Annotated in this window: 18 protein-coding genes; 7 read left to right on the top strand and 11 right to left on the bottom strand. The window is 55.7% G+C overall.

Going from position 1 to position 21315, the window contains the following annotated elements:
- Positions 1 to 13: 13 nt before the first annotated feature.
- From cstA to entC, 7 genes are all read right to left on the bottom strand, one after another.
- Positions 14 to 2119, bottom strand: coding sequence for a pyruvate/proton symporter CstA (gene cstA / locus GBAG_RS04685; protein ID WP_034493821.1), 2106 nt, complete (start codon positions 2117 to 2119; stop codon positions 14 to 16).
- Between the two features lie 252 nt (positions 2120 to 2371).
- The gene (entH, locus tag GBAG_RS04680; protein WP_034493820.1) at positions 2372 to 2788 is read right to left on the bottom strand and encodes a proofreading thioesterase EntH; all 417 of its coding nucleotides are present in this window, start codon (positions 2786 to 2788) and stop codon (positions 2372 to 2374) included.
- Positions 2789 to 3541 carry a 2,3-dihydro-2,3-dihydroxybenzoate dehydrogenase gene (gene dhbA, locus GBAG_RS04675; protein WP_034493819.1) on the bottom strand — a complete coding sequence of 251 codons (753 nt, stop codon included), beginning with the start codon at positions 3539 to 3541 and terminating at the stop codon, positions 2789 to 2791.
- A gap of 2 nt (positions 3542 to 3543) precedes the next feature.
- Complete coding sequence (locus GBAG_RS04670) at positions 3544 to 4398, bottom strand: isochorismatase (protein ID WP_034493818.1); 855 nt, start codon at positions 4396 to 4398, stop codon at positions 3544 to 3546.
- A 14-nt stretch (positions 4399 to 4412) separates the two neighbouring features.
- Positions 4413 to 5864: a (2,3-dihydroxybenzoyl)adenylate synthase gene (locus GBAG_RS04665; RefSeq protein ID WP_425591291.1), complete on the bottom strand. Its 1452-nt coding sequence runs from the start codon at positions 5862 to 5864 to the stop codon at positions 4413 to 4415.
- Positions 5865 to 5902: 38 nt separating this feature from the next.
- Positions 5903 to 6028, bottom strand: a complete 126-nt coding sequence (locus GBAG_RS23230; RefSeq protein WP_425591290.1) for a hypothetical protein — start codon at positions 6026 to 6028, stop codon at positions 5903 to 5905.
- Positions 6029 to 7234, bottom strand: a complete 1206-nt coding sequence (entC, locus tag GBAG_RS04660; protein ID WP_034493817.1) for an isochorismate synthase EntC — start codon at positions 7232 to 7234, stop codon at positions 6029 to 6031. It lies immediately after the preceding gene.
- Between the two features lie 83 nt (positions 7235 to 7317).
- Between entC and fepB the strand changes: the two genes are divergently transcribed.
- Complete coding sequence (fepB, locus tag GBAG_RS04655; protein ID WP_034493816.1) at positions 7318 to 8283, top strand: Fe2+-enterobactin ABC transporter substrate-binding protein; 966 nt, start codon at positions 7318 to 7320, stop codon at positions 8281 to 8283.
- On the opposite strand, the gene entS is transcribed toward fepB, so the two are convergent.
- The gene (gene entS, locus GBAG_RS04650) at positions 8284 to 9540 is read right to left on the bottom strand and encodes an enterobactin transporter EntS (RefSeq protein ID WP_034493815.1); all 1257 of its coding nucleotides are present in this window, start codon (positions 9538 to 9540) and stop codon (positions 8284 to 8286) included.
- 112 nt (positions 9541 to 9652) lie between these two features.
- On the opposite strand from entS, the gene fepD reads away from it, so the two are divergent.
- From fepD to GBAG_RS04625, 5 genes are all read left to right on the top strand, one after another.
- Entirely contained in the window at positions 9653 to 10660 is a 1008-nt protein-coding gene (gene fepD, locus GBAG_RS04645) for a Fe(3+)-siderophore ABC transporter permease (protein WP_034493814.1), read from the top strand.
- Positions 10657 to 11649: an iron-enterobactin ABC transporter permease gene (fepG, locus tag GBAG_RS04640; RefSeq protein ID WP_034493813.1), complete on the top strand. Its 993-nt coding sequence runs from the start codon at positions 10657 to 10659 to the stop codon at positions 11647 to 11649. The genes fepD and fepG overlap by 4 nt, the downstream gene beginning before the upstream one ends.
- Positions 11646 to 12446, top strand: a complete 801-nt coding sequence (gene fepC, locus GBAG_RS04635; protein WP_034493812.1) for an iron-enterobactin ABC transporter ATP-binding protein — start codon at positions 11646 to 11648, stop codon at positions 12444 to 12446. The genes fepG and fepC overlap by 4 nt, the downstream gene beginning before the upstream one ends.
- 115 nt (positions 12447 to 12561) lie before the next feature.
- On the top strand, positions 12562 to 12876 hold the full coding sequence (locus GBAG_RS04630; protein ID WP_034493811.1) for a type II toxin-antitoxin system RelE/ParE family toxin: 315 nt from the start codon (positions 12562 to 12564) through the stop codon (positions 12874 to 12876).
- Positions 12877 to 12908: 32 nt separating this feature from the next.
- Positions 12909 to 13238, top strand: coding sequence for a HigA family addiction module antitoxin (locus GBAG_RS04625; RefSeq protein ID WP_034493810.1), 330 nt, complete (start codon positions 12909 to 12911; stop codon positions 13236 to 13238).
- A 70-nt stretch (positions 13239 to 13308) separates the two neighbouring features.
- Here the strand turns inward: GBAG_RS04625 and GBAG_RS04620 are convergent, their stop codons facing one another.
- The 3 genes from GBAG_RS04620 to fes are packed head-to-tail and all read right to left on the bottom strand — an operon-like array spanning position 13309 to position 18702.
- On the bottom strand, positions 13309 to 17238 hold the full coding sequence (locus GBAG_RS04620) for an enterobactin synthase subunit F (protein ID WP_034493846.1): 3930 nt from the start codon (positions 17236 to 17238) through the stop codon (positions 13309 to 13311).
- A 7-nt stretch (positions 17239 to 17245) separates the two neighbouring features.
- Positions 17246 to 17467 carry an MbtH family protein gene (locus GBAG_RS04615; RefSeq protein ID WP_034493809.1) on the bottom strand — a complete coding sequence of 74 codons (222 nt, stop codon included), beginning with the start codon at positions 17465 to 17467 and terminating at the stop codon, positions 17246 to 17248.
- A gap of 17 nt (positions 17468 to 17484) precedes the next feature.
- Entirely contained in the window at positions 17485 to 18702 is a 1218-nt protein-coding gene (gene fes, locus GBAG_RS04610; protein ID WP_034493808.1) for an enterochelin esterase, read from the bottom strand.
- A gap of 280 nt (positions 18703 to 18982) precedes the next feature.
- On the opposite strand from fes, the gene GBAG_RS04605 reads away from it, so the two are divergent.
- Entirely contained in the window at positions 18983 to 21259 is a 2277-nt protein-coding gene (locus tag GBAG_RS04605) for a TonB-dependent siderophore receptor (RefSeq protein WP_034493845.1), read from the top strand.
- The last annotated feature ends 56 nt before the right edge of the window (positions 21260 to 21315 follow it).

The raw sequence follows: 21315 nt of genomic DNA, 5'->3' as shown, positions 1-21315 counted from the left end.
GNGAAATACTGACTTAATGCGCGCTCTTCGCCTGCGCAACAATCTGCTCAACGTCTTCCGGCATCTTCTCGTAAGGCGTTTCTTTCGCGGTTGGCAGGTCTGACTTCAGCGCCTGCATGGCGGTTTTAATCGCAAACAGACCAATCACCACCACAACCACCATAAAGAAGATGGTCAACCCGGCATCCAGACGGTTGTTAAACACCAACTGCGATAGCTGCGATTTGGTGTATTGCGCCGGAATATTGCCGCTGTCGATCATTGCCTGGAATTTGTTAGCGATAGCCAGGAAGCCTACTTTTGCATCCGGGCTGAACGCTTTTTGCCAGCCCGCCGTCAAGGTACAGATCAGCAACCACGCGGTTGGCACCAGCGCCACCCAGGCGTATTTCTGCTTCTTCATCTTGAACAGCACTACCGCGCACAGCATCAACGCCATACCCGCCAGCATCTGGTTGGCGATACCAAACAGCGGCCACAGGGTGTTAATCCCGCCGAGCGGATCAACCACGCCCTGGTGCAGGAAGTAACCCCACGCCATTACGCAAAGTGCCGTCGCCAGCAAGTTTGCCGGCAGCGAGTCAGTCCGTTTAAGTCCCGGCGAGATCACGCCCAGCAAGTCTTGCAGCATAAAGCGCGCCGCACGTGTACCCGCATCGACCGCCGTCAGAATAAACAGCGCTTCAAACAGAATGGCGAAGTGATACCAGAACGACACATCCATCAGGCCGCCCAGCGCACCGTGCAGAATGTACGCCATCCCGACCGCAAGCGTTGGTGCGCCACCCGCACGTGAAATAATGCTCTGCTCGCCCACGTCGTTGGCAATGTTGGTTAAGGTTTCAGGGGTAATATGGAAGCCCCAACTGCTGACCACGCCAGCCGCAGAAGCCACAACATCCACGGTACCCGCCGGAGCCAGAACCGCCAGCGGGCTGTTCATCGCGAAGTACACGCCTGGGTCGATAACACAAGCCGCCACCAGCGCCATAATCGCCACAAACGATTCCATCAACATGCCGCCGTAACCGATGAAGCAAGCCTGGTTTTCATTAGCCAGCATCTTCGGCGTGGTGCCAGAAGCAATCAGCGCGTGGAAGCCCGAAACCGCGCCGCACGCAATCGTGATAAACAGGAACGGGAACAGGTCGCCGGTCCAGACCGGGCCGGTGCCATCAATGAACTTGGTCAACGAAGGCATTTGCAGCGTCGGACGCATAATCAAAATGCCAATGGCCAGGCCGATAATGGTGCCGATTTTCAGGAAGGTAGAGAGGTAATCACGCGGCGCAAGCAGCAGCCAGACCGGCAATACCGCCGCCACAAAACCGTAACCCACCAGCATCCAGGTCAGTTGCACGCCGGTATAGTCGAAGTACGGCGCCCAGGTTGGACTTTCGGCTACCCAACCGCCGGAGATAATCGCGAAGACCAGCATCACCAGGCCAATTACCGACACTTCGCCAATGCGGCCAGGGCGCAGGTAACGGATGTAGACCCCCATAAACAGCGCCAGCGGGATGGTAAACGCCACGGTGTAGGTGCCCCACGGGCTGTGAGTCAGCGCTTTCACCACGATCATCGCCAGCACCGCGAGGATGATGACCATAATCATGAAACAGGCCACCAGCGCGATGACACCCGCAGTGTTGCCCATCTCTTCTTTGACCAGTTCGCCCAGCGAACGCCCATCGCGGCGCGTCGAGACAAACAGCACCATAAAATCTTGTACTGCGCCGGCCAACACCACACCCGCCAGCAGCCAGAGCATGCCTGGCAAATACCCCATTTGCGCGGCAAGCACCGGCCCGACGAGCGGCCCCGCCCCCGCAATCGCAGCAAAATGGTGACCGAACAGCACTTTCTTGTCGGTCGGAACATAGTCCAGCCCGTCGTTATGGCGCACGGCTGGCGTCATACGAGTGGCATCAACGGTTAAGACTCGTTTAGCGATAAACAAGCCGTAGTAACGATAAGCGATGAGGTAGACGCAGATTGCAGCAACCACAATCCATAATGCGTTTATCTGTTCGCCACGATTGAGTGCGATATAGCCGAGCGCGAATGCACCGATCAGTGCAAGCACAGCCCATATGAGGTGTTTCCCTGGATTATTCATCTTTGTTTTCCATGTGTAGACCAGAAGCAGAGGTGTTACCGATTTGTTCTAGATCAAGCACGTGGATTTAACAATATTGAAACGAGAGAATGGAGTGGTTTGACCAGGTCTTTACATCAGCTTGTTAAGGAGATCACGATGCGGGGTACGGCGGGGGAGAAAAGCTGCCGGATGACGCTGCGCTTATCCGACCTACGAATGACATGCGGTTTTGTAGGGTGGATAAGCCGCCAGGCGTCATCCACCACAAATTCACCCCATCGTCGCCGTCGTCAACCGACTCGTGCAACACCGCTTGCCGCGCGCGTCGAAGATGGCAATTTCCCACACCTGGGAAGTCTTCCCAAGATGCAGCGGTTTGCATACGCCGCGCACTGACCCGGATGCAACAGCGCGATGATGGCTGGCGTTTATCTCCGTTCCCACCACGCACTGCCCGTCAGTGGTCGTCAGAAATCCCGCCATCGACCCGAGGGTTTCTGCCAGCACCACCGACGCGCCGCCGTGCAGCAAACCAAACGGCTGCTGGGTGCGGTTATCGACCGGCATTTCCGCTTCCAGGCTTTCGTCGTCCATGCGTGTGTAAACAATACCGAGATGCTCAACCATCGTTCCGGCGCTGGTTTGGTTTAGCTCGTCGAGCGATAACTGCCGTTTCCAGAGACTCATTCAGGCTCCCAGCGTAGCGCCGCCGTCAATCACAATATCCTGCAATGTAATGTGGCTGGCGTGCGATGAGGCGAGGAACAGAATGGTGCTGGCAATTTCCTGCGGGCGAGCGATTTTGCCCAACGGAATGCCCAGTTTGAACTGATCCGGGAATCCCTGAATGCGCTGCTGCTCGGCATCCGGCGTTTTCCACAGCGTGCGCTGCATATCGGTATCGGTCGAACCGGGCGACACCACATTACAACGCACGCCGAACGGTGCCAGCTCCAGGCCGACCGTTAACGCCAGGCTTTTCAGCGCCGCTTTTGATGCGCCATACGCCGACATTCCGGTGCGCGGCGTATGGGCCGCGTCCGATGCGACGGTGACAATCGCGCCACTCCGCTGTTCGCGAAAACGTGGCATCACGGCGCGGAACAGATTGAACGCCCCGCCTACGTTTACGGCAAAAGTGTCCTGCCAGTCCTGCAACGCCAGCGCATCCGTTGCGCCCATGCGTAAAATACCCGCCGCATTTACCAGCACATCAAGCTGTGGCTCGTTGCTCAATAAACGCTGCGTAACGGCGGCAACCTGTTCGGCATCCGCCACGTTTAACACTTCAGTTTCAAATGGATAGACTTCCAGCGGGAAGGCCAAATCGAGGCCGACGACGGTCGCCCCGGCGTCGCTAAACGCCCTTGCGGTGTGATAGCCGATGCCTTTTCCCGCGCCAGTTACCCAAACGGTTTTGCCGCTAAAGTCGATTTTCATGCTTAGGAACCCCGCGAAAGCAGCGCCCACCAGGCGTCGATCGTCGGGTTTTTCGCCAGCATCACGAAATCAATATCCGTGTGAATTTTGCGCCAACGAGCCGCCAGCGCCATCATGCGCACCGAATCCAGACCGTAATCAATCAGGTTTTCGTCATCTTGCGGAATGTCGGATTCATCAAGCAATGGCAGCACGAGTTCACGCAGTTGCTCTTTATTCTGCGGTGCCGCTTCCGGCAATAAATCACGCGTCATCACCACGCGCCCGGAACGGCCTGCGGTGTATTTGAGCGCCATCATGTGTTCTTCGCGGCTGAAATCTGCCAGCGCATCGGCCACCATAAACGGTTTGATATCACGCATAAACGCGTCGGTTGCCGTCGTCATGCAGCCGATATGGGCGTACACGCCGCAAATAATCAGCTGATTGCGGCCCGTTTCTTTTAACACTTGCTCCAGCGGCGAGCGGACAAACGCGCTGTAGCGCCATTTGGTCAGCACCGTGTCGTGCTCGTCTGGCGCAAGTTCCGCGACCACTTTCTGACGCTCAGGATGTTTGTTTAAACCCGGTCCCCACATGTCGTTCAGCAGCGCACGATCTTCATCGCTTTGAGCGTTAGGTTGCGCGGTGTAATAGACCGGAATGTTGTGGCGTTTGCAGTAATCGCGCAGCACAGCGATGTTAGCGATAACCTGCTGGATCATCGGGCAATTATCGCCCCAGAAATCAATGAAATATTCCTGCATATCGTGAATCAGCAGCGCCGCACGCTCAGGCTCAAACGCCCAATTCACTTTGTTTTCCGGGATGTCGGCAGCCGTCGGTAAGGTGTATGCGTTCAGTTTTGGAATAGCCATAAATTCTCCGTCTATCAGGAAGCCAGTTGCTTATCAGCAATCAACTGGCGCAAACGTTTTTTGTCCACTTTGCCCACCGCAGTCAGCGGCAGGTTTTCAACGATTTCAATGCGATCGGGCAGTTTGAAGTCCGCAATGCCGAGCTCACGCAGATAACGGCGAATCTCTACGGCACGGAATGGGCGCAGGCCGACGATAAACGCGCAGCTTTTCTCGCCCAGCAGGCTGTCTTCCATCGAAACCAGCGCGGCATGAACGATCTCTTCGTGGCGCAGTAACAGGTTTTCGATCTCTTCAGCGGCGATCTTTTCTCCGCCACGGTTGATCTGATCTTTCTCGCGCCCTTGGACCGTGATGTAGCCGTCTTCGGCAATAGAAATCAGGTCGCCCGAGCAGTAGAAACCGTTGGCATCAAAGGCGCTGGCGTTGTGTTCCGGGCTGCGGTAATAGCCACGGAAGGTGTACGGCCCGCGCGTCATCAGGCGGCCCACTTCGCCGTGCGGCAATGCATTACCATTTTCATCTGCCACCCAAACTTCGTCGTCCGGGCACATCGGTACACCCTGGGTTTTGAAGATGTGCTCATTGTCGTCATCCAGGCGCGTGTAGTTCACCAGCCCTTCAGCCATGCCGAAAACTTGCTGTAGCTGGCAGCCAATTTCTGCCGGAATGCGTGCAGCCAGCGCTTCGCTTAAACGTGCGCCGCCCACTTGCAACAGTTCTAATGATTCGAGGGATTTATTGCTGCCCCACTCGCCAATCGCTTGCAGCCAGAGGCTGACAGCAGGCGGCACCAGCGCGGTGACGTTTATCTGGTGGCGTTCAATCAGCGGGAAGCAGAGCGTCGCGCTTGGGTCGTTTGCCAGCACCACGCGCCCACCGCCGTAAAATACGCCCAGCGAACCCGGTGAACTCAGCGCGTAGTTATGCGCCGCGGGAATCGCGCACAGGAAGCGGGTATTGGCATCAAAACGGCAGATTTCTACGCTGCGGCGAATGCTGTAGTAGTAATCGTTGTGCGTGCGTGGAATCAGTTTTGGCGTGCCGGTGCTGCCGCCGGAAAGCTGGAAGAAAGCCACTTCGTCAGCCGCCGATGGGGTGGCGACAAAGTTCTCTTCCGGCTCGCCGATCAATGCGCTCAGCGAACGTTCGCGATCGTTTTCATTAAGCAATACCGCCATGCGCAGCGAGGGATTTTGTTGGCACAGCGCATCAAGGAAATCATCGTGGGCGAACAAATTGTGTTTGCGATCGGCAATCACCACCGCCGGTTCAATTTGGCGGGCATATGCTTCCATTTCAGTGCGCTGATGGCTGAACAGCGCGTTCACCGGAGCCACGCCAATTTTCAGCAGCGCAAACAGCGTGATATATAACTCCGCCACGTTGCCCAACTGCACCAGCGCGGTTTCGCCATTGCTCAGGCCGCGTCGTTTTAGCGCACACGCAAGGCGAGTGGCGGCCAGTTCCAGCTCGCGGTAGCTGTAATGGCGCTCACCTTCAATTAACGCAATCGCGTCATTTTGGCCTGGCGGGTGAGAATATCGGTCAGCGGTAAATCCGCCCAGTAGCCTTTTTCGCGGTAGCGGGCAGCCAGGTCATCCGGCCAGCGGGTAAATTCGATAGCCATTTATTTAATTCCAAAAACGTTGAGCATGGTGGAAAGTTTGACGCCGGTTTCGCGCCATTCTGATTCGGGCGATGACGCCGGAACGATACCTGCGCCTGCGAACAGTCGCACTTGCTTACCGCCGACGCGCGCGCAGCGAATCGTCACCACCCACTCACCATTCCCCTCGGCGTCGCACCAGCCGACAATCCCGCCAAACAGTTCACGGTCAAACGGCTCAAGCTCGGCAATGAGTTTTTGTGCCGCTTCATGCGGGAAGCCACTTAACGCGGGCGTCGGGTGCAACAGACAAGCCAGAGAAAGTGCGTTGTCCTGGCTGTCTTTAATTTGGCCGTAAATCGGCGTGGCGAGGTGCCATAAGGTCGGCGTGGTGATTAATTCAGGCGTGTCGGAAAGCGTTAAATACTGGCTACGCGGCAGCAAAACATCATGCATCGCTTGCGTTACCAGGCCGTGTTCGTGGCGGTCTTTGGTGGAACGCAGTAACTGCGCACCAATTTCGCTGTCGCGCTGGATATTGTCTTTATCACGACGCGCCGAACCGGCGAGCGGCAAGGAGCTGAAATTCTTGCCTGATTTGCGTAACAGCAATTCCGGGCTGGCGCCCACCAGCGAGCTACCATCCGGCAACGGTACGTGGAAGTTATAGCTGGTCGGATTCTGGCTTATCAGGCGATTAAGCAGCGCGTCGAGATCAACAACCGCATCGGTTTCAATATCAATCAGGCGCGAGAGCACCACTTTATCAATATCCGGCTGGGCGGTAGCGGTGGCGGCATGGGCCACCATTTCCATAAATTTTTCTTGTTCAGGAATCGCCTGGCGCGAGGCAATATTCAGCGCCTGGCCGCCGCGTTTTTGGCAAGCCGCATCCTGATGCTGTGCGCGTGAAAACGGCTGCCAGCTTTCGGGGATGAATAATGCGGAAGGCTGGCGCGGGTCAAATGGGATAGCCCCTACGACAACAGGCTTTTCGATGCCGTGCTTGCGGGCGTTGTCGAATGCTTCGCGCAACTGAGTTTGCAGATGACCATGGGAATGTGCGCCGTCTAGCGCCGGGGTATCCAGACGGGTAAAGCAGCCGCTTGTGGAAAAACTGCGGTAAGGCGACATAAAGAAAAAGCTGTCTGCGCAATGCTTCACCGCTTGCCCTGGCGTGGATGTAAGCTGCTTTTCTTGTGGCGGCTTCGCCATTGACGTTTCCATGCATCCTCCGTAAAAACATGACAAAAGATAGTAATAATGATTATCATTTGCTTTTCGGTGTCGTAACCTAAAGAGAAAAGGACATGCTGTCAACAAAGGCTAAATTTTTTTTAACAATTCCCGCACTCGTACTATTGAGTTTGAGTCACCTCGCCCATTCCGCCGACTGGCCAAGAACCATTGCCGACAGCCACGGCTCGCACACGTTTGAACAAGCACCAGTGCGCATTGTGTCTACCAGCGTGACGTTAACCGGCTCGCTGCTGGCGATTGACGCGCCTGTGGTCGCAAGCGGTGCAACCACGCCAGGAAATCGCATGGCGGATTCACAAGGTTTCCTGCGCCAGTGGGGCGATGTCGCGAAAGCACGCAATGTTCAGCGTTTGTACATTGGTGAAGCAAGCGCCGAAGCGGTGGCCGCGCAAATGCCGGATCTGATTTTAATTAGCGCCACCGGCGGTGATTCTGCCCTCGCCCTTTACGATCAACTCTCTGCCATTGCCCCAACGCTGGTCATCAATTACGACGATAAAAGCTGGCAGGAGTTGCTCACGCAGTTGGGCGAAATCACCGGGCATGAAAAGCAAGCCGCCGCAAGAATTGCCAGTTTTGACAAGCAATTGAGCGAGTCCAAAATGCATATGGCGCTGCCACCGCAGCCCGTCACAGCACTCGTTTACACCCCAGCTTCACGCTCGGCAAACCTCTGGACGCAAGAATCTGCGCAAGGGAAATTGCTCCAACAGCTTGGCTTCACGTTATCCACTTTGCCGGTGGCGGTTCATGCCAGCCAAAGCATGGGGAAACGTCACGATATCGTGCAATTGGGTGGCGAAAATCTGGCTGCCGGTTTGAACGGTGAAAGCCTGTTCCTGTTCGCCAGCGATGAGAAAGACGCCACCGCGCTTGAAACTAACCCGCTGCTTTCACACATTCCTGCCGTGCAGAACAAGCGTGTGTATGCGCTGGGCACCGAAACCTTCCGCCTGGATTATTACAGCGCCACGCAAATTCTGGAGCGGATGAGCCAGTTGTTCGCCAGTAAGTAGCTATTTGACGGTTGCCGCTTCGGTTTGCTCCGGGGCGGCTTGCAAATAACCGCGCAATTGCACCAACACAATCGCCAATACCACGCCGCACAACGTCAATGCTAATCCGCCGTAACTCGCTGCTGCGACTGGCGTTAACGCCACCGTCATCCCGCCTAAAATCGCCGCCCCTATCGCATCGCCCGTCACATTCTGCGCCGTCCATAAACCGTTGATGCGCCCTAACATCCCGTCCGGCGTCAGCGTCTGAATTAAGGTGTATTGCAGTAATGAGCTGATAGCGCTGAGATAGCCAAACAGCGCGAGGCACGCCAGCCCAAGCCCCCAAACCGGCATCAGGCTAAAGACCCCAATGGAGATAAACGACACGATTCCCGTTCCCAGCATAATCATGCCCGGGCGAACGTGATGCGCGATACGCCCGCTGGTCAACGCGCCGATTGCCGCCCCCAGCGGAACGGCGGCGTACATCAGGCCGATTTGCGCCGCACTCATATTCCAGTGCCCGGCGAGTGCCGGATACAACACGCGCACCGCACTCGCCATCGTCAGCAGCGCGCCGACTAACGCAATGCCGCCGATAACCGGATGGCCGACCAGGAAACGCAGCCCGTTCCACAACGAGAGCAGCGGGTTTTCACGCGCCTGCGGCGGCGGTGCCAGCTTCGGCAAACTCAGCAGCGGCAATAACGTGATAAACGTGCCGACGGAGGCCAGCGCGTAGTTCCATACCACACCGCCTGACGCCAGAAGCAGTCCGCCAATCATGGGTGAAATCACTGAACCCAGGCGCACGGTGAGCATGGTTATCGCGCTCGCCTGCATTAAATTTTCACGCCCAACCAGCGCAGGAGTCGCCGCCAGAAGTGCCGTCACGCCCAGTGCGCCAAAGAATCCATCCCACACGCCAAGCAAGTAAATCGCCGCCAGCGAAGGTTCCGGCAACGCGGCGTTAATCGTCAGGCCAATAAAACCGACGCCACACGTGGAGCGGGCGAGCAAAATCAGACGGCGGCGTTCATGACGGTCAGCCAGCACCCCGCCCATCATCAGGCCGATAAACATCGCACTGCCGGTGAGCGTCACCGCGAGGCCGACTTGCAGCGAGGAGCCGGTCAGCGTCTGGATTTGTACCGGAACGGCAACACCGAGTAACCCCAGCGAAACAATGGAAATAAAGCGAGCAAGGAAGACGGCACGAAAAGCGGGATGAGTCTTGAGCAAACTGAGATTTAGCAGCAAAGAATTGCGGTTCATTACAGGGCCTTAAAGCGAATTTTTCTTTCCGGGTGCGAGGCGGCTCATGCTAACATAAACAAATAAGAGTGATAATGATAATAACTATCATTAATTTTCATGAAAGGGATTTATGTTATTTCCACGGCCATCAACACGCGTTGTGACGCTGCTGATTCTGTTTTTGCTGTTGCTCTTAATGGCGGTGATGAGTCTGCTTATTGGGGCAAAATCTCTGCCTGTTGAGGTTGTTATCAATGCGTTCAGCGGTCAATGCCGAAGTGCTGATTGCACTATCGTGCTCGACGCTCGCCTTCCGCGCACGCTGGCAGGCATTCTCGCAGGTGGCGCACTCGGCCTTGCCGGGGCGCTGATGCAAACTCTGACACGTAATCCCCTTGCCGACCCCGGCCTGCTTGGCGTCAATGCCGGGGCCAGTTTTGCCATTGTATTAGGCGCGGCGGTCTGGAGTTTTTCTTCACCGATTGCCCTGCTCGGCATGGCCTTTGCTGGTGCGCTGTGCGCAGCCCTGGTGGTGGCATTTACCGGAAGCCAGGGCGGCGGGCAACTCAGCCCGGTGCGTTTAACACTGGCGGGCGTTGCGCTTGCCGCCGTGCTGGAAGGCCTCAGCAACGGCATCGCACTGCTTAACCCGGTGGTTTACGACCAGTTACGTTTCTGGCAGGCCGGAACGCTGGATATTCGCACCCTCGAAACGCTGAAAATCATCGTGTTGCCGGTACTGGCAGGCTGCGCTATTGCCCTGTTTATAAGCCGTTCACTCAACAGCCTGAGCATGGGAACCGACACCGCCACCGCGCTGGGTAGCAAAGTTGCACGCACTCAATTGCTCGGTTTAATCGCCATCACGTTATTGTGCGGCAGCGCGACGGCAGCCGTTGGCCCGATTGCGTTTATCGGCCTGATGATGCCGCATCTTTCGCGCTGGCTGGTCGGAGCCGATCACCGCTGGTCGCTCCCTGTCACCCTGATTGCCACGCCTGCGCTATTGCTGTTCGCCGATATTGTTGGCCGCCTGCTGGTGCCAGGTGAACTGCGCGTGTCGGTGGTTAGCGCGTTTATTGGCGCGCCAATGCTGATTTATCTGGTGCGCCGCCAACGCAAAGGAGCGAATGCATGACCCGTCTCTCTCCTCGCTTACTGTTCGTCAGCCTGGCGCTATTGCTGTTCAGTTGCGCGTTAGGCGTGTGGAGCCTGGGCAGCGGCGTTTTACCGCTTTCGGTAGGCCAGGTGATTGACGCTCTGGCCGGTTCTGCACCGCGTAATGTTTCACTCGTCGTTGTCGAATGGCGCTTGCCCCGCGTGGTGATGGCGCTACTCATTGGCGCGGCATTAGGCGTGAGCGGTGCCATTTTCCAGTCGCTGATGCGCAACCCGCTCGGCAGCCCGGATGTGATGGGCTTTAACACCGGTGCCTGGAGTGGCGTGCTGGTGGCCATGGTGTTATTCGGCCAGCATCAAACCGCCATTGCTACCTCTGCGATGGTCGGCGGCGTTGTTACCGCACTGGTGGTCTGGCTGCTCGCGTGGCGAAACGGCATCGAAACTTTCCGCCTGATCATTATTGGTATCGGCGTGCGGGCGATGCTGGTCGCGTTTAATACCTGGTTACTGCTGCACGCCTCGCTTGAAACGGCGATTTCCGCCGGGCTGTGGAATGCCGGTTCGCTCAATGGGTTAACCTGGGGGAAAATCTTCCCGGCCGCACCATTAATGCTGTTGGCGTTGGTCGTTGGTGGATTGCTGGTACGGCGGATGCGCTTGTTGGAAATGGGCGATGACAGCGCCTGCGCGCTTGGCGTTTCAGTTGAGCGTTCGCGCCTGATGCTGATGTTAACCGGCGTGATTCTGACTGCCACCGCCACCGCACTTGCCGGGCCGATTTCGTTTGTCGCCCTCGTCGCGCCTCACATTGCGCGTCGCCTGAGTGGCACTTCGCGTTGGGGTTTACTGCAATCAGCGCTCTGTGGTTCGGCGTTATTACTGGCGGCAGATTTGTGCGCTCAACATCTTTTCATGCCGTATCAGCTGCCGGTTGGCGTGGTTACGGTAAGCCTCGGCGGTATCTATTTAATTGCCTTGTTGATTCAGGAGTCCCGTAAAAAATGAGCCAGATTTCCGCTCCACCGCGCCTGCATGGCGAACAGCTCACATTGGGATATGGCAATCATGTGGTCGCCGACGGTCTGACCGTTGCCATTCCTGACGGGAAATTCACCGCCATTATTGGCCCCAACGGCTGCGGGAAATCCACGCTGCTGCGCACCCTTAGCCGCCTGATGAAACCAATGCACGGCCAGGTGTGGCTCGATGGCAATGAAATCCACCGGTTTGCGACCAAAGAAGTGGCGCGCCGCGTGGGTTTGCTGGCGCAAAACTCCAGCGCACCGGGCGATATCAGCGTAGCGGAACTGGTGGCGCGTGGGCGATATCCACATCAGCCGATGTTTTCTCGCTGGCGCGAAGAAGACAAACAGGCGGTAGAACGGGCGTTAAAAGCGACGAATATTGAGGATTTGGCTGACCAACCCGTTGATACGCTTTCCGGCGGCCAGCGCCAGCGCGCCTGGATTGCGATGGTGCTGGCGCAGGAAACGTCCATTCTGTTGCTGGATGAACCTACCACCTGGCTTGATATCAGCCATCAAATTGATTTGCTTGAACTGCTGCGCGAACTGAACCAAAAGCAAGGTTTTACCCTTGCCGCAGTGCTGCATGATTTGAACCAGGCCTGCCGCTACGCGACTCACTTAATCGCGCTGCGAGATGGCAAAATTATCGCTGAGGGCGCGCCGACAGAGATTGTCACGCCCGAGCTTATCGAAGCGATTTATGGCCTGCGCTGCATGATTATCGAAGATCCGGTAGCGCATACACCGCTGGTCGTGCCGCTCGGGCGTGGGTGAAAATCAATCTAGTTAAAATGTTTGCGTAGCATCTCGCAAAGATGCACACTAGCACTGTGCAAGCATGCAATCCGTGTTTCAATGCCCCACTGATTTCTCAGATGGAATTAGCATCATGGAAAAGATGCGCACCATAGTTAGTTTCAGGGACTCGTGGCTTGAGGATTTCTTTCTTTTCACCAGGCAACACAGAAAGATTCCTCCTGATCTCGTCAGCGTTCTGGCGCGAAAACTAGATTTGATTAATGCCGCCGCGACCAGGCAGGATTTACGATCGCCTCCTGCCAACCGTTATGAAGATCTCAGGCCACCGCTCAATGGCTACTCTTCCATACGAGTCAACAACAAGTACAGACTGATCTTCATCTGGCAAGAGAGTAAAGCGCACGATATTTACCTCGATGATCACAGTTACAGATGGCACAGTTGAATCGGTCGATAACCGCACAATAAGGATTAAGTATGGTCCAGGCACAACGTAAACCAACCTCTGTCGGCGACGTGCTTCTTTATGAGTATCTCGAACCAACAGGCCTGCGAATTAACGATCTGGCTGATATGCTTCAGGTCCATCGCAACACGGTCAGTAAACTTTTAAATAACAACAGTAAACTCACCACTGACATGGCTTTCAGACTCGCAAAGGTATTTGAAACCTCAGTGGAGTTTTGGCTCAATCTGCAAACGAATGTGGATATCTGGGAGATCCAGAATGATCCCCGTACTCAGGAAGAAATCAGCCGCATCGTGACGCTCAGCGAAATGCTCAAACGTAAAACTCGTGCAGCATGAAATGAACGGTGGATGACGCTGTCGCTTATTCCCCCAACAAAATCAGGATAAGCGCAGCGTCATCCGGCGCTTACGCCAACACTCGCTGCAATACCGGCCCTATTTCCTCAAAAGATTTTGGGGAAATAATATCGACGTGGGCGCAGTCGAGACGGAAGACATCAAGCTCGGCAATCCACGGTGCCCAGGTTTTTTGCGGGTCCATTCCTTCGGGTAACGTTCTCTGGGCCACAAACAACGTCGCTTTCCCGCCAAACGGCACACTGTTTGCGGTCGTCAGCAGGCGCACCGCATCAGCGTAATTCCCTTCGATAGCCTGGAATAAAGCATCTGAAGTTTGTCCACGTTGTGCGGCGACAAAAGCCTCACGTTCGCGGTTGATTTCATCCAGCACCGCCGGATCGAGTTCGTTTGCCGCCTTTTCCGTCCAGTTCTGGGTTTCTGGTGGCCAGGTATCCAGCAGGCCGAGGAACGCGACTTCTTCCCCTGCCGCTTCGAGACGTGCCGCAATGCCTTGCGCCAGCGTGCCGCCGAGCGAATAGCCCATCAGATAATACGGGCCATGGGGTTGAAGCTCGCGCAGGGTTTGCAAGTGCGTTTCGCAAACCTGCGCCAGGTTTTCAGCTTGCTGCATCGGGCCATTCGGGCGCGGAGATTGAATGCCCGTAATCGACCAACGCGGGTCGAGATAACGCTGTAATACGCTAAATTGCCAGGCAAAGCCCGACGCTGGATGGAAGCAATAGAGCGTCGGCCCACTGCCTTTACGCAACGGCAGCACCGTATCAAAACCCGCGCGGCTGGCTTCTTCTTCGCTCTGAAGCTGCCCCAGAATTTCCGCAAGTTGGCCGACGGTTGACGCCACCATCACCTGCCCGACCGTGACTGGCCTTGCGAGTTTTTCGCGTAACTGTGCCGCCAGGCGCATCGCCAGCAGCGAGTGCCCGCCGAGGGCAAAGAAGTCATCATTAACCGAGTGAATATCGCAGTTTAAAAGCTGTGAAAATGCGTCGGCGATGGCGATTTCCAGACTCGATTCAGGAGCACGCCCGCTGCCGCGTAGCGCCAGTTCCGGCAAAGGCAGCGCTTTTCTGTCCAGCTTGCCATTCGCGCTGAGGGGGAAATCATCCAGCTGAATTAACGCCACCGGAACCATGTGTGCAGGCAGCAGGGCAGCCAGGCGTTCGCGCAGGGTGTCGAGAGCCAAAGCCTCGCCGGAGGCTGACACCAGATACCCCACCAGTTGACGGGCATCGCCGCCACTGACGGCATCTTTATTCAACACGCAAGCGTGCGTCACCGCCTGAGCAACGCCCGGCAGCGCCAGCATCGCCCGGTCGATATCACCCAGTTCGATACGCTGGCCGCGAATTTTCAGCTGATCGTCACTGCGCCCGAGATATTCCACAGCCCCGTCATCCAGCCAACGCGCGACATCACCTGTGCGATACATACGTTCACCTGCATCAAAAGGATCGGCCACAAAGCGGCTGGCGGTGAGATCCGGGCGCGATAAATAACCCTGCGCCAACTGGATTCCGGTGAGATACAGATCGCCTGCGATCCCCGGAGGTACGGGGCGCATCGCTGAGTCCAGAATGCGTAATCCGGTATTCCATACCGGCCAGCCAATCGGCACGCTGCTGCCTGAAACCCGCGCCAGCTCTTCGCCAAACGCCGGATACCAGCTGACATCAACGGCGGCTTCGGTTGGGCCATAGAGATTATGCAATGGTGCGTGAGTGAGTTGTTCCCACTGGCGGCAAAGTTCGGCCGGTAGCGCTTCCCCGCTACAAAACACCCGGCGCAGAGTGGCACATTTTGCTCTCGCGTCATCATTGGTTAGTGCCGCGACAAACGCCGCTAACATCGACGGTACAAAGTGCGTGGTGGTCACGCGGTAGCAGGCAAAAAGCTGCTGTAACGCTTCCGGGTCACGATGCGCTTCTGGCGGAGCCATCACCAGCTGCGCGCCAACGATATACGGCCAGAAAAATTCCCACACGGAGACGTCAAAACTGCACGGCGTTTTCTGTAAAACCACGTCCTCGCCATTGAGCGGATAGTGATTTTGCATCCACAAAAGACGGTTAACGATAGCCTGCTGCCCGACCATGACCCCTTTTGGTCGCCCTGTCGAACCGGAGGTGAAGATTACATACGCGGTGTGTTCCGGGCGTGAGAGATGAAGGATTTCCGGCACATTAGCCGTATCCATAATGCTTTGATAGCAGAAGGTTTTCAGACCATTTATGGCACTAAACCGCGGTAATTGAGAGTCAGAAGTCAGCAGTAGACGCGGAGCGGCATCTTCAAGCATCATCTGCAAACGATCGTCGGGATAACCGGTATCAAGCGGCAGCCAGGCCGCCCCGACTTCAACAATCGCCTGCAATGCGAGCGATAAAAACACCGAGCGCGACAGCGCGACAGCCACGACATCCCCCGGTTTCACGCCGCGTGAAATGAGTTCTGCGGCCAGCGCCTGCACTTGTTCGCGCATCTGGCGATAGTCGAACTGAGTGTTTTCGTCAGCCAGCGCGGGCGCATGGGGAGTTCTTGCGGCCTGCTCAGCAATTAACTGGCTTAACGTCGTGACCGGAACTGCCGTTTGCGTCGCGTTAACGCTTTCCAGCCGTTCGATTTCGCAAGGGTGCAGCAATTGCACATCCACACAACGTAATGCGGGACTGGCCGCAAACTGGCGTAAAAGAAGCGGTAAGCGGGCGATGTGCTGTTGCAACGTGGCAGCATCGTAGCGCTGCGCATTTGCCAGCAGTTCGAGGGAGAACTCACCCTGTTCGCTGATATACAGCGCAATTTCTAAATCACGCACCGGGCCGGAAGCTAATTGATGCGTAATGCCTTCGATGCCGTTGAAATCAAGGCGGTAATCGAACATTTTCAGGTTCAGCACCGGGCCATACAACGGCTCACCGTTGGTCACTTTCCCTGAATCACGCAGGATTTGTTCAGCATCGTAGCGCTGATAACGACGCAGGCTTTTGAGTTCTTTAGCAAGGTTTGCGGCGAATTCCGGCAGGGTAAAATCGGGTTCGATGCGTACACCAAACGGCAACACATTCAGCACTGGCCCGGTTGCACACAAAGCAGCAGACCCCATACGGCGCATAAAGATAAAGCCCGCGGAGTAATCAGCCCGCCCGCTTAAACGCCCGAGCCACAGCGCCACCAGCCCTAATGCCATATCGGCGGCCGTCAGGTTTTTCTGGCGGGCGTTATCCATCAGCAGGTGGAAATCTGCGCTCTCAAAACTCAGCGACTGGCGAATCAGTTGGGTGGAGGAGCCCAAATCTGTGAGTGGTTTTGCCGAAAGCGTGGCAGGCGGCGGTAGCTGGCGAGTTTTATCAGCCCAAAATGCCGCATCACGCATTCTGGCGTCGGTTTTGCGGTAATGCTCGTATTCTGCAACAACATCACTAAACGGGGTAAATGGGCTGGGTTCAGGATTTTGATTTTTACAATACGCACTGTAAATATTGGCAATACGGCGGGTAATTGCGGTGAAACTGAAGCCATCAACCACCAAATGGTGAAAACGTTGATACCAGAACCAGCGCGTTTCGCTGATACGCATGAGCTGATGATGATAAAGCGGTTTACCGCTGCTGATACGCAAATCCTGCTCAAGATCCTCACGCATCAGTGCCAGAGCAGCCGTTTCAGGTTCAGCGACGCCGCGTAAATCACGGCAAAACGGGGCTGTAAATGTTGCATCAGGATCGACCCACTGACGCGCCTCGCCGTCCACTTCACTAAAACGCATTTTCAGCGTATCCGCCTCGCTCATGCCCGCCACTATCGCCTTGCACAGCAGCGCTTCATTAAGCTCACCGTTAAGTTCGTCCCCGCAGTTTAATTCAATATAGTGCGCAACGCTCCACGCGTTGGCCTGGGGCGAAAGCTGATCGGCCATCCAGATGCCGGGTTGCGCCGCCACCAGCGGCAGGGTTTCGGTGGGTGCGAGTATCGGCGCCATGATTAATTCACTCACCTTTCACCTCTGCTTTCGCAAAGTTTGCCGGTTGTAATTGGGTCCAGTTAGCGAGCAGCCACTGATTGCACTCTTCATTTGATGCCGGTTCACAAACCACCTGCCAGCCATCGGGCAAGGCACAATGTTCGGGCCATAAGCTGAACTGGCTCACGGCATTTTCAAGGATGAAAAAACGACTCTGTGGCGAGTCGAAGGGGTTACTGAATTCCATACTTCATTCCACTCCTGTCAAAGAGACGCTTTCCAGAGCCAGGCTAAGCCGTTGATCAGCCCGCCCCGCCAGCAAAGCGCATCGTGTCCACCGTCAACCTGACGGTAGAAAACTGCTCGCTGTGTTTGTTGTAGTAAGGGATAAATTCGTTGATTAACCTGATGGATAAGAGGTTCTCTGACCCCTGCCTCAAGGTAAATTCGCAGCGGTTTGTCACAGACCAGCCCACCTTCGAGTCGCTGAATTAACTGCCCGCCCTGCGGGTTGCTTCCTCGGTTAGGCCACCAGTACGACCCGGATTGGCTCAACACGCAGCCAAATTGTTCTGGCCAGTGAAGTGCCGCATAAAGCGAGGAAAGCCCGCCAAAACTTTGCCCAGCCACCACGGTGGTTTCGGGGTTTTCATTCCAGCGAGTGAGGGTGCGCAGATGCGGTAATAACTCTTCCTGCAACGCCTGCCAAAACTGCGCATTGCACGGCAGTTCGTTGCTGCGGGTGTTGTTGTCGATAACATCAATCAGCACGTAAACCGCAGGCGGCAGCACTCCGGCGTCAGTTTGTGCCTGAAGCGCAGGCCACACCGGCATGCTTTCGGCCCAGAATTGGCCGTCGAGCAAAATCGCCAGTGGGCGCTCTTCGGGTTGTGCGTCACCGGTCGCAAAAATCCACACTTTGCGCTGATTTTTCAGACGCGGGCTGTCCCAGGTGATGCATTGCACTGCGCAATGCGGCGTGTTGGGCTTATCCCAACCAGGCTGCGGCGGCGCGTCAGGAAGATGGAGTGCGGACATCGGATGCCCGCGCCCGCCCAGCCAACTTTCCGGGTTCAGCGGATCGGCAATGGCTCGCGGCAGCAGTTTGCGCCAGCCTTCACGCAGCGCCATACGCGCCGGTTCGATACCCTCGAACGCTTGCGCGGGGAAATCCTCTTCGCAGACCGACGGGATAAAACAATAACTTCCGCGCCATGTGCTGCCGAGGCGAGTTTGCCACTGCCAGACATCCGTCCCCGGCACGCGTTCCAGAGTTTGCGGGCGAGATTTTTGGTGATGGTCGGTCACGCCGGTGATGTAAATCCAGACTCGCTTTATCGGTGAGGTTTTCTCGCAGCCTTGCGGATCACGCCACAAAAAACGCACCTCACACTGATTGTCACTTTTACAGGTAACGGCGGGGATCCCTTGCGCCTGTTTTTCCTGCCACCAGCACTCACTTCCTGTCAGCAAATTTGTCACTCGAGCATAACCTTATGAAATTATTGATAACGGTCAACAATCCTGAAATATATTGATAATACTATTGATAATTATTTTCATTTGCAATAGCGTATTTCCGCGCTTTGAGCTACCAGCTTCCGGGTGCAAAAACAATAAATTGCCGAACTTGAACGCACGATTCCCTCATTTCAGGGCGAATGCTGGATAGATCCCGGTATGACTAAGTGAAAACCATGCTGCGCCCGATCCCTATGGGAATGGAATGACACCGGGCGAAGCGGAAAAGCAGGCCGCCATAATGAATAATAAAATTAACTATTCCCTCGCGATGCTGATCAATCTGGGGATTTACGGGGTCGCCCAACCTGCCTTTGCGGCAGATCAAGCGGCACCGGCAACGGCGCAAGCCGCTGCATCCAGCAACGACGACTCGCTCACTCATGAAGACACTTTGGTTGTTACCGCTGCCGAGCAAAATTTGCAGGCGCCAGGCGTTTCGACCATCACAGCAGAAGAACTCAAAAAGCGCCCACCGGCGCGTGATATTTCCGAAATCGTTCGTACTATGCCGGGCGTTAACCTGACGGGTAACTCCACCAGCGGCCAGCGCGGCAACGGTCGCCAGATTGATATTCGCGGTATGGGCCCGGAAAACACGCTGATTCTTATTGATGGTAAACCCGTGACCAGCCGTAACTCTGTGCGTCTGGGCTGGCGTGGCGAGCGTGATACACGCGGCGATGCAAGCTGGGTTCCGCCAGAAATGGTTGAACGTATTGAAGTTATTCGTGGCCCAGCCGCCGCACGTTACGGCAACGGCGCGGCTGGCGGCGTGGTGAATATCATCACCAAAAAAGGCACCAACGAATGGCACGGTTCCTGGAACACCTATCTGAATGCGCCGGAACACAAAGACGAAGGTTCCACCAAGCGCACCAACTTTAGTCTGAATGGCCCGCTGGGCGGGGATTTCAGCTTCCGCCTGTACGGCAACCTCGATAAAACCCAGGCCGATGCATGGGATATCAACCAGGGTCACCAGTCTGAACGTACTGGTATTTACGCCGATACGCTGCCCGCCGGGCGCGAGGGTGTGATTAACAAAGACATCAACGGCGTGGTGCGTTGGGACTTTGCGCCAATGCAATCTTTGGAACTGGAAGCGGGCTACAGCCGCCAGGGCAACCTGTATTCCGGCGATACCCAAAACACCAACACCAACAAAATCGTTAAAGATAACTATGGCGAAGAGACAAACCGTCTGTACCGCCAGAGCTACTCTTTGACCTGGAATGGCGGTTGGGATAACGGCCTGACCACCAGCAACTGGGTGCAGTACGAACATACGCGCAACTCGCGTATGCAAGAAGGCCTGGCCGGTGGCACCGAAGGGATTTTCTCCAGCGATCAATTCAGCGATATCGATTTGAGCGACGTGCTGCTGCACAGCGATGTGAATATCCCGATTGATTTTATCGTGAATCAGAACCTGACGCTGGGCACCGAATGGAACCAGCAGAAGATGAAAGATTTGTCTTCAAACAACCAGACCTTCATGGGCGGGCCGGTTCCAGGTTCATCCAGCACTGGTCGTAGCCCGTATTCCCAGGCTGAAATCTTCTCGCTGTTTGCCGAAGACAATATGGAGCTGACGGACAGCACCATGCTGACGCCGGGCGTGCGTTTTGATCACCACAGCATTGTTGGCAGCAACTGGAGTCCGTCACTCAACCTGTCGCAAGGTTTAGGGGATTATTTCACGCTGAAAATGGGTATCGCCCAGGCGTATAAAGCGCCGAGTCTGTATCAAACTAACCCGAACTACATTTTGTACAGTAAGGGACAGGGTTGCTACGCAAGCAGCACTGGCGTGGGCTGTTACATGATGGGTAACGAAGACCTTAAGGCTGAAACCAGCGTTAACAAAGAGATTGGCCTTGAGTTCAAAAAAGACGGCTGGCTCGCAGGTGTGACCTGGTTCCGTAACGATTACAAAGACAAAATCGAAGCGGGCTATGCTCCTATCGGCCAGACCTCTTCCGGCAAAACCAAGACCGATATTTACCAGTGGGAAAACATTCCTAAAGCACTGGTAGAAGGGCTTGAAGGAACGTTAAACGTTCCAGTTTCCACCACGGTAAGCTGGACGAACAACGTCACCTATATGCTGGAAAGTAAGAACAAAGAAACCGGCGAGCGTCTTTCTGTTATCCCGGAATACACGCTCAACTCAACGCTGAGCTGGCAGATTCGCCAGGACGTTTCTGTGCAATCCACCTTTACGTGGTACGGCAAACAACAGCCGAAGAAATACAACTACAAAGGCCAGCCAGCAACGGGCCCAGAAACTAACGAAGTTAGCCCTTACAGCATCGTTGGCCTGAGCGGAACCTGGGATGCGACGAAGAATGTGAGCCTGACGGCGGGTATCGACAACCTGTTCGACGAGCGCCACTGGCGTGCGGGCAATGCCCAGACAACGGGTGGTGACAATGGTTATATGTACGGCGCAGGTGCCGCGACCTATAACGAGTCTGGCCGTACTTACTACGTCAGTTTGAACACGCACTTCTAATTACCTCACCCTAACCCTCTCCCTCAGGGAGAGGGTTAGGGTGAGGGTGAGGGTGA

Origin of the sequence: Buttiauxella agrestis ATCC 33320 (assembly GCF_000735355.1) — a bacterium.
Taxonomy (GTDB): Bacteria; Pseudomonadota; Gammaproteobacteria; order Enterobacterales; family Enterobacteriaceae; genus Buttiauxella; species Buttiauxella agrestis.
This window is presented reverse-complemented; position numbering and strand designations above follow the sequence as displayed.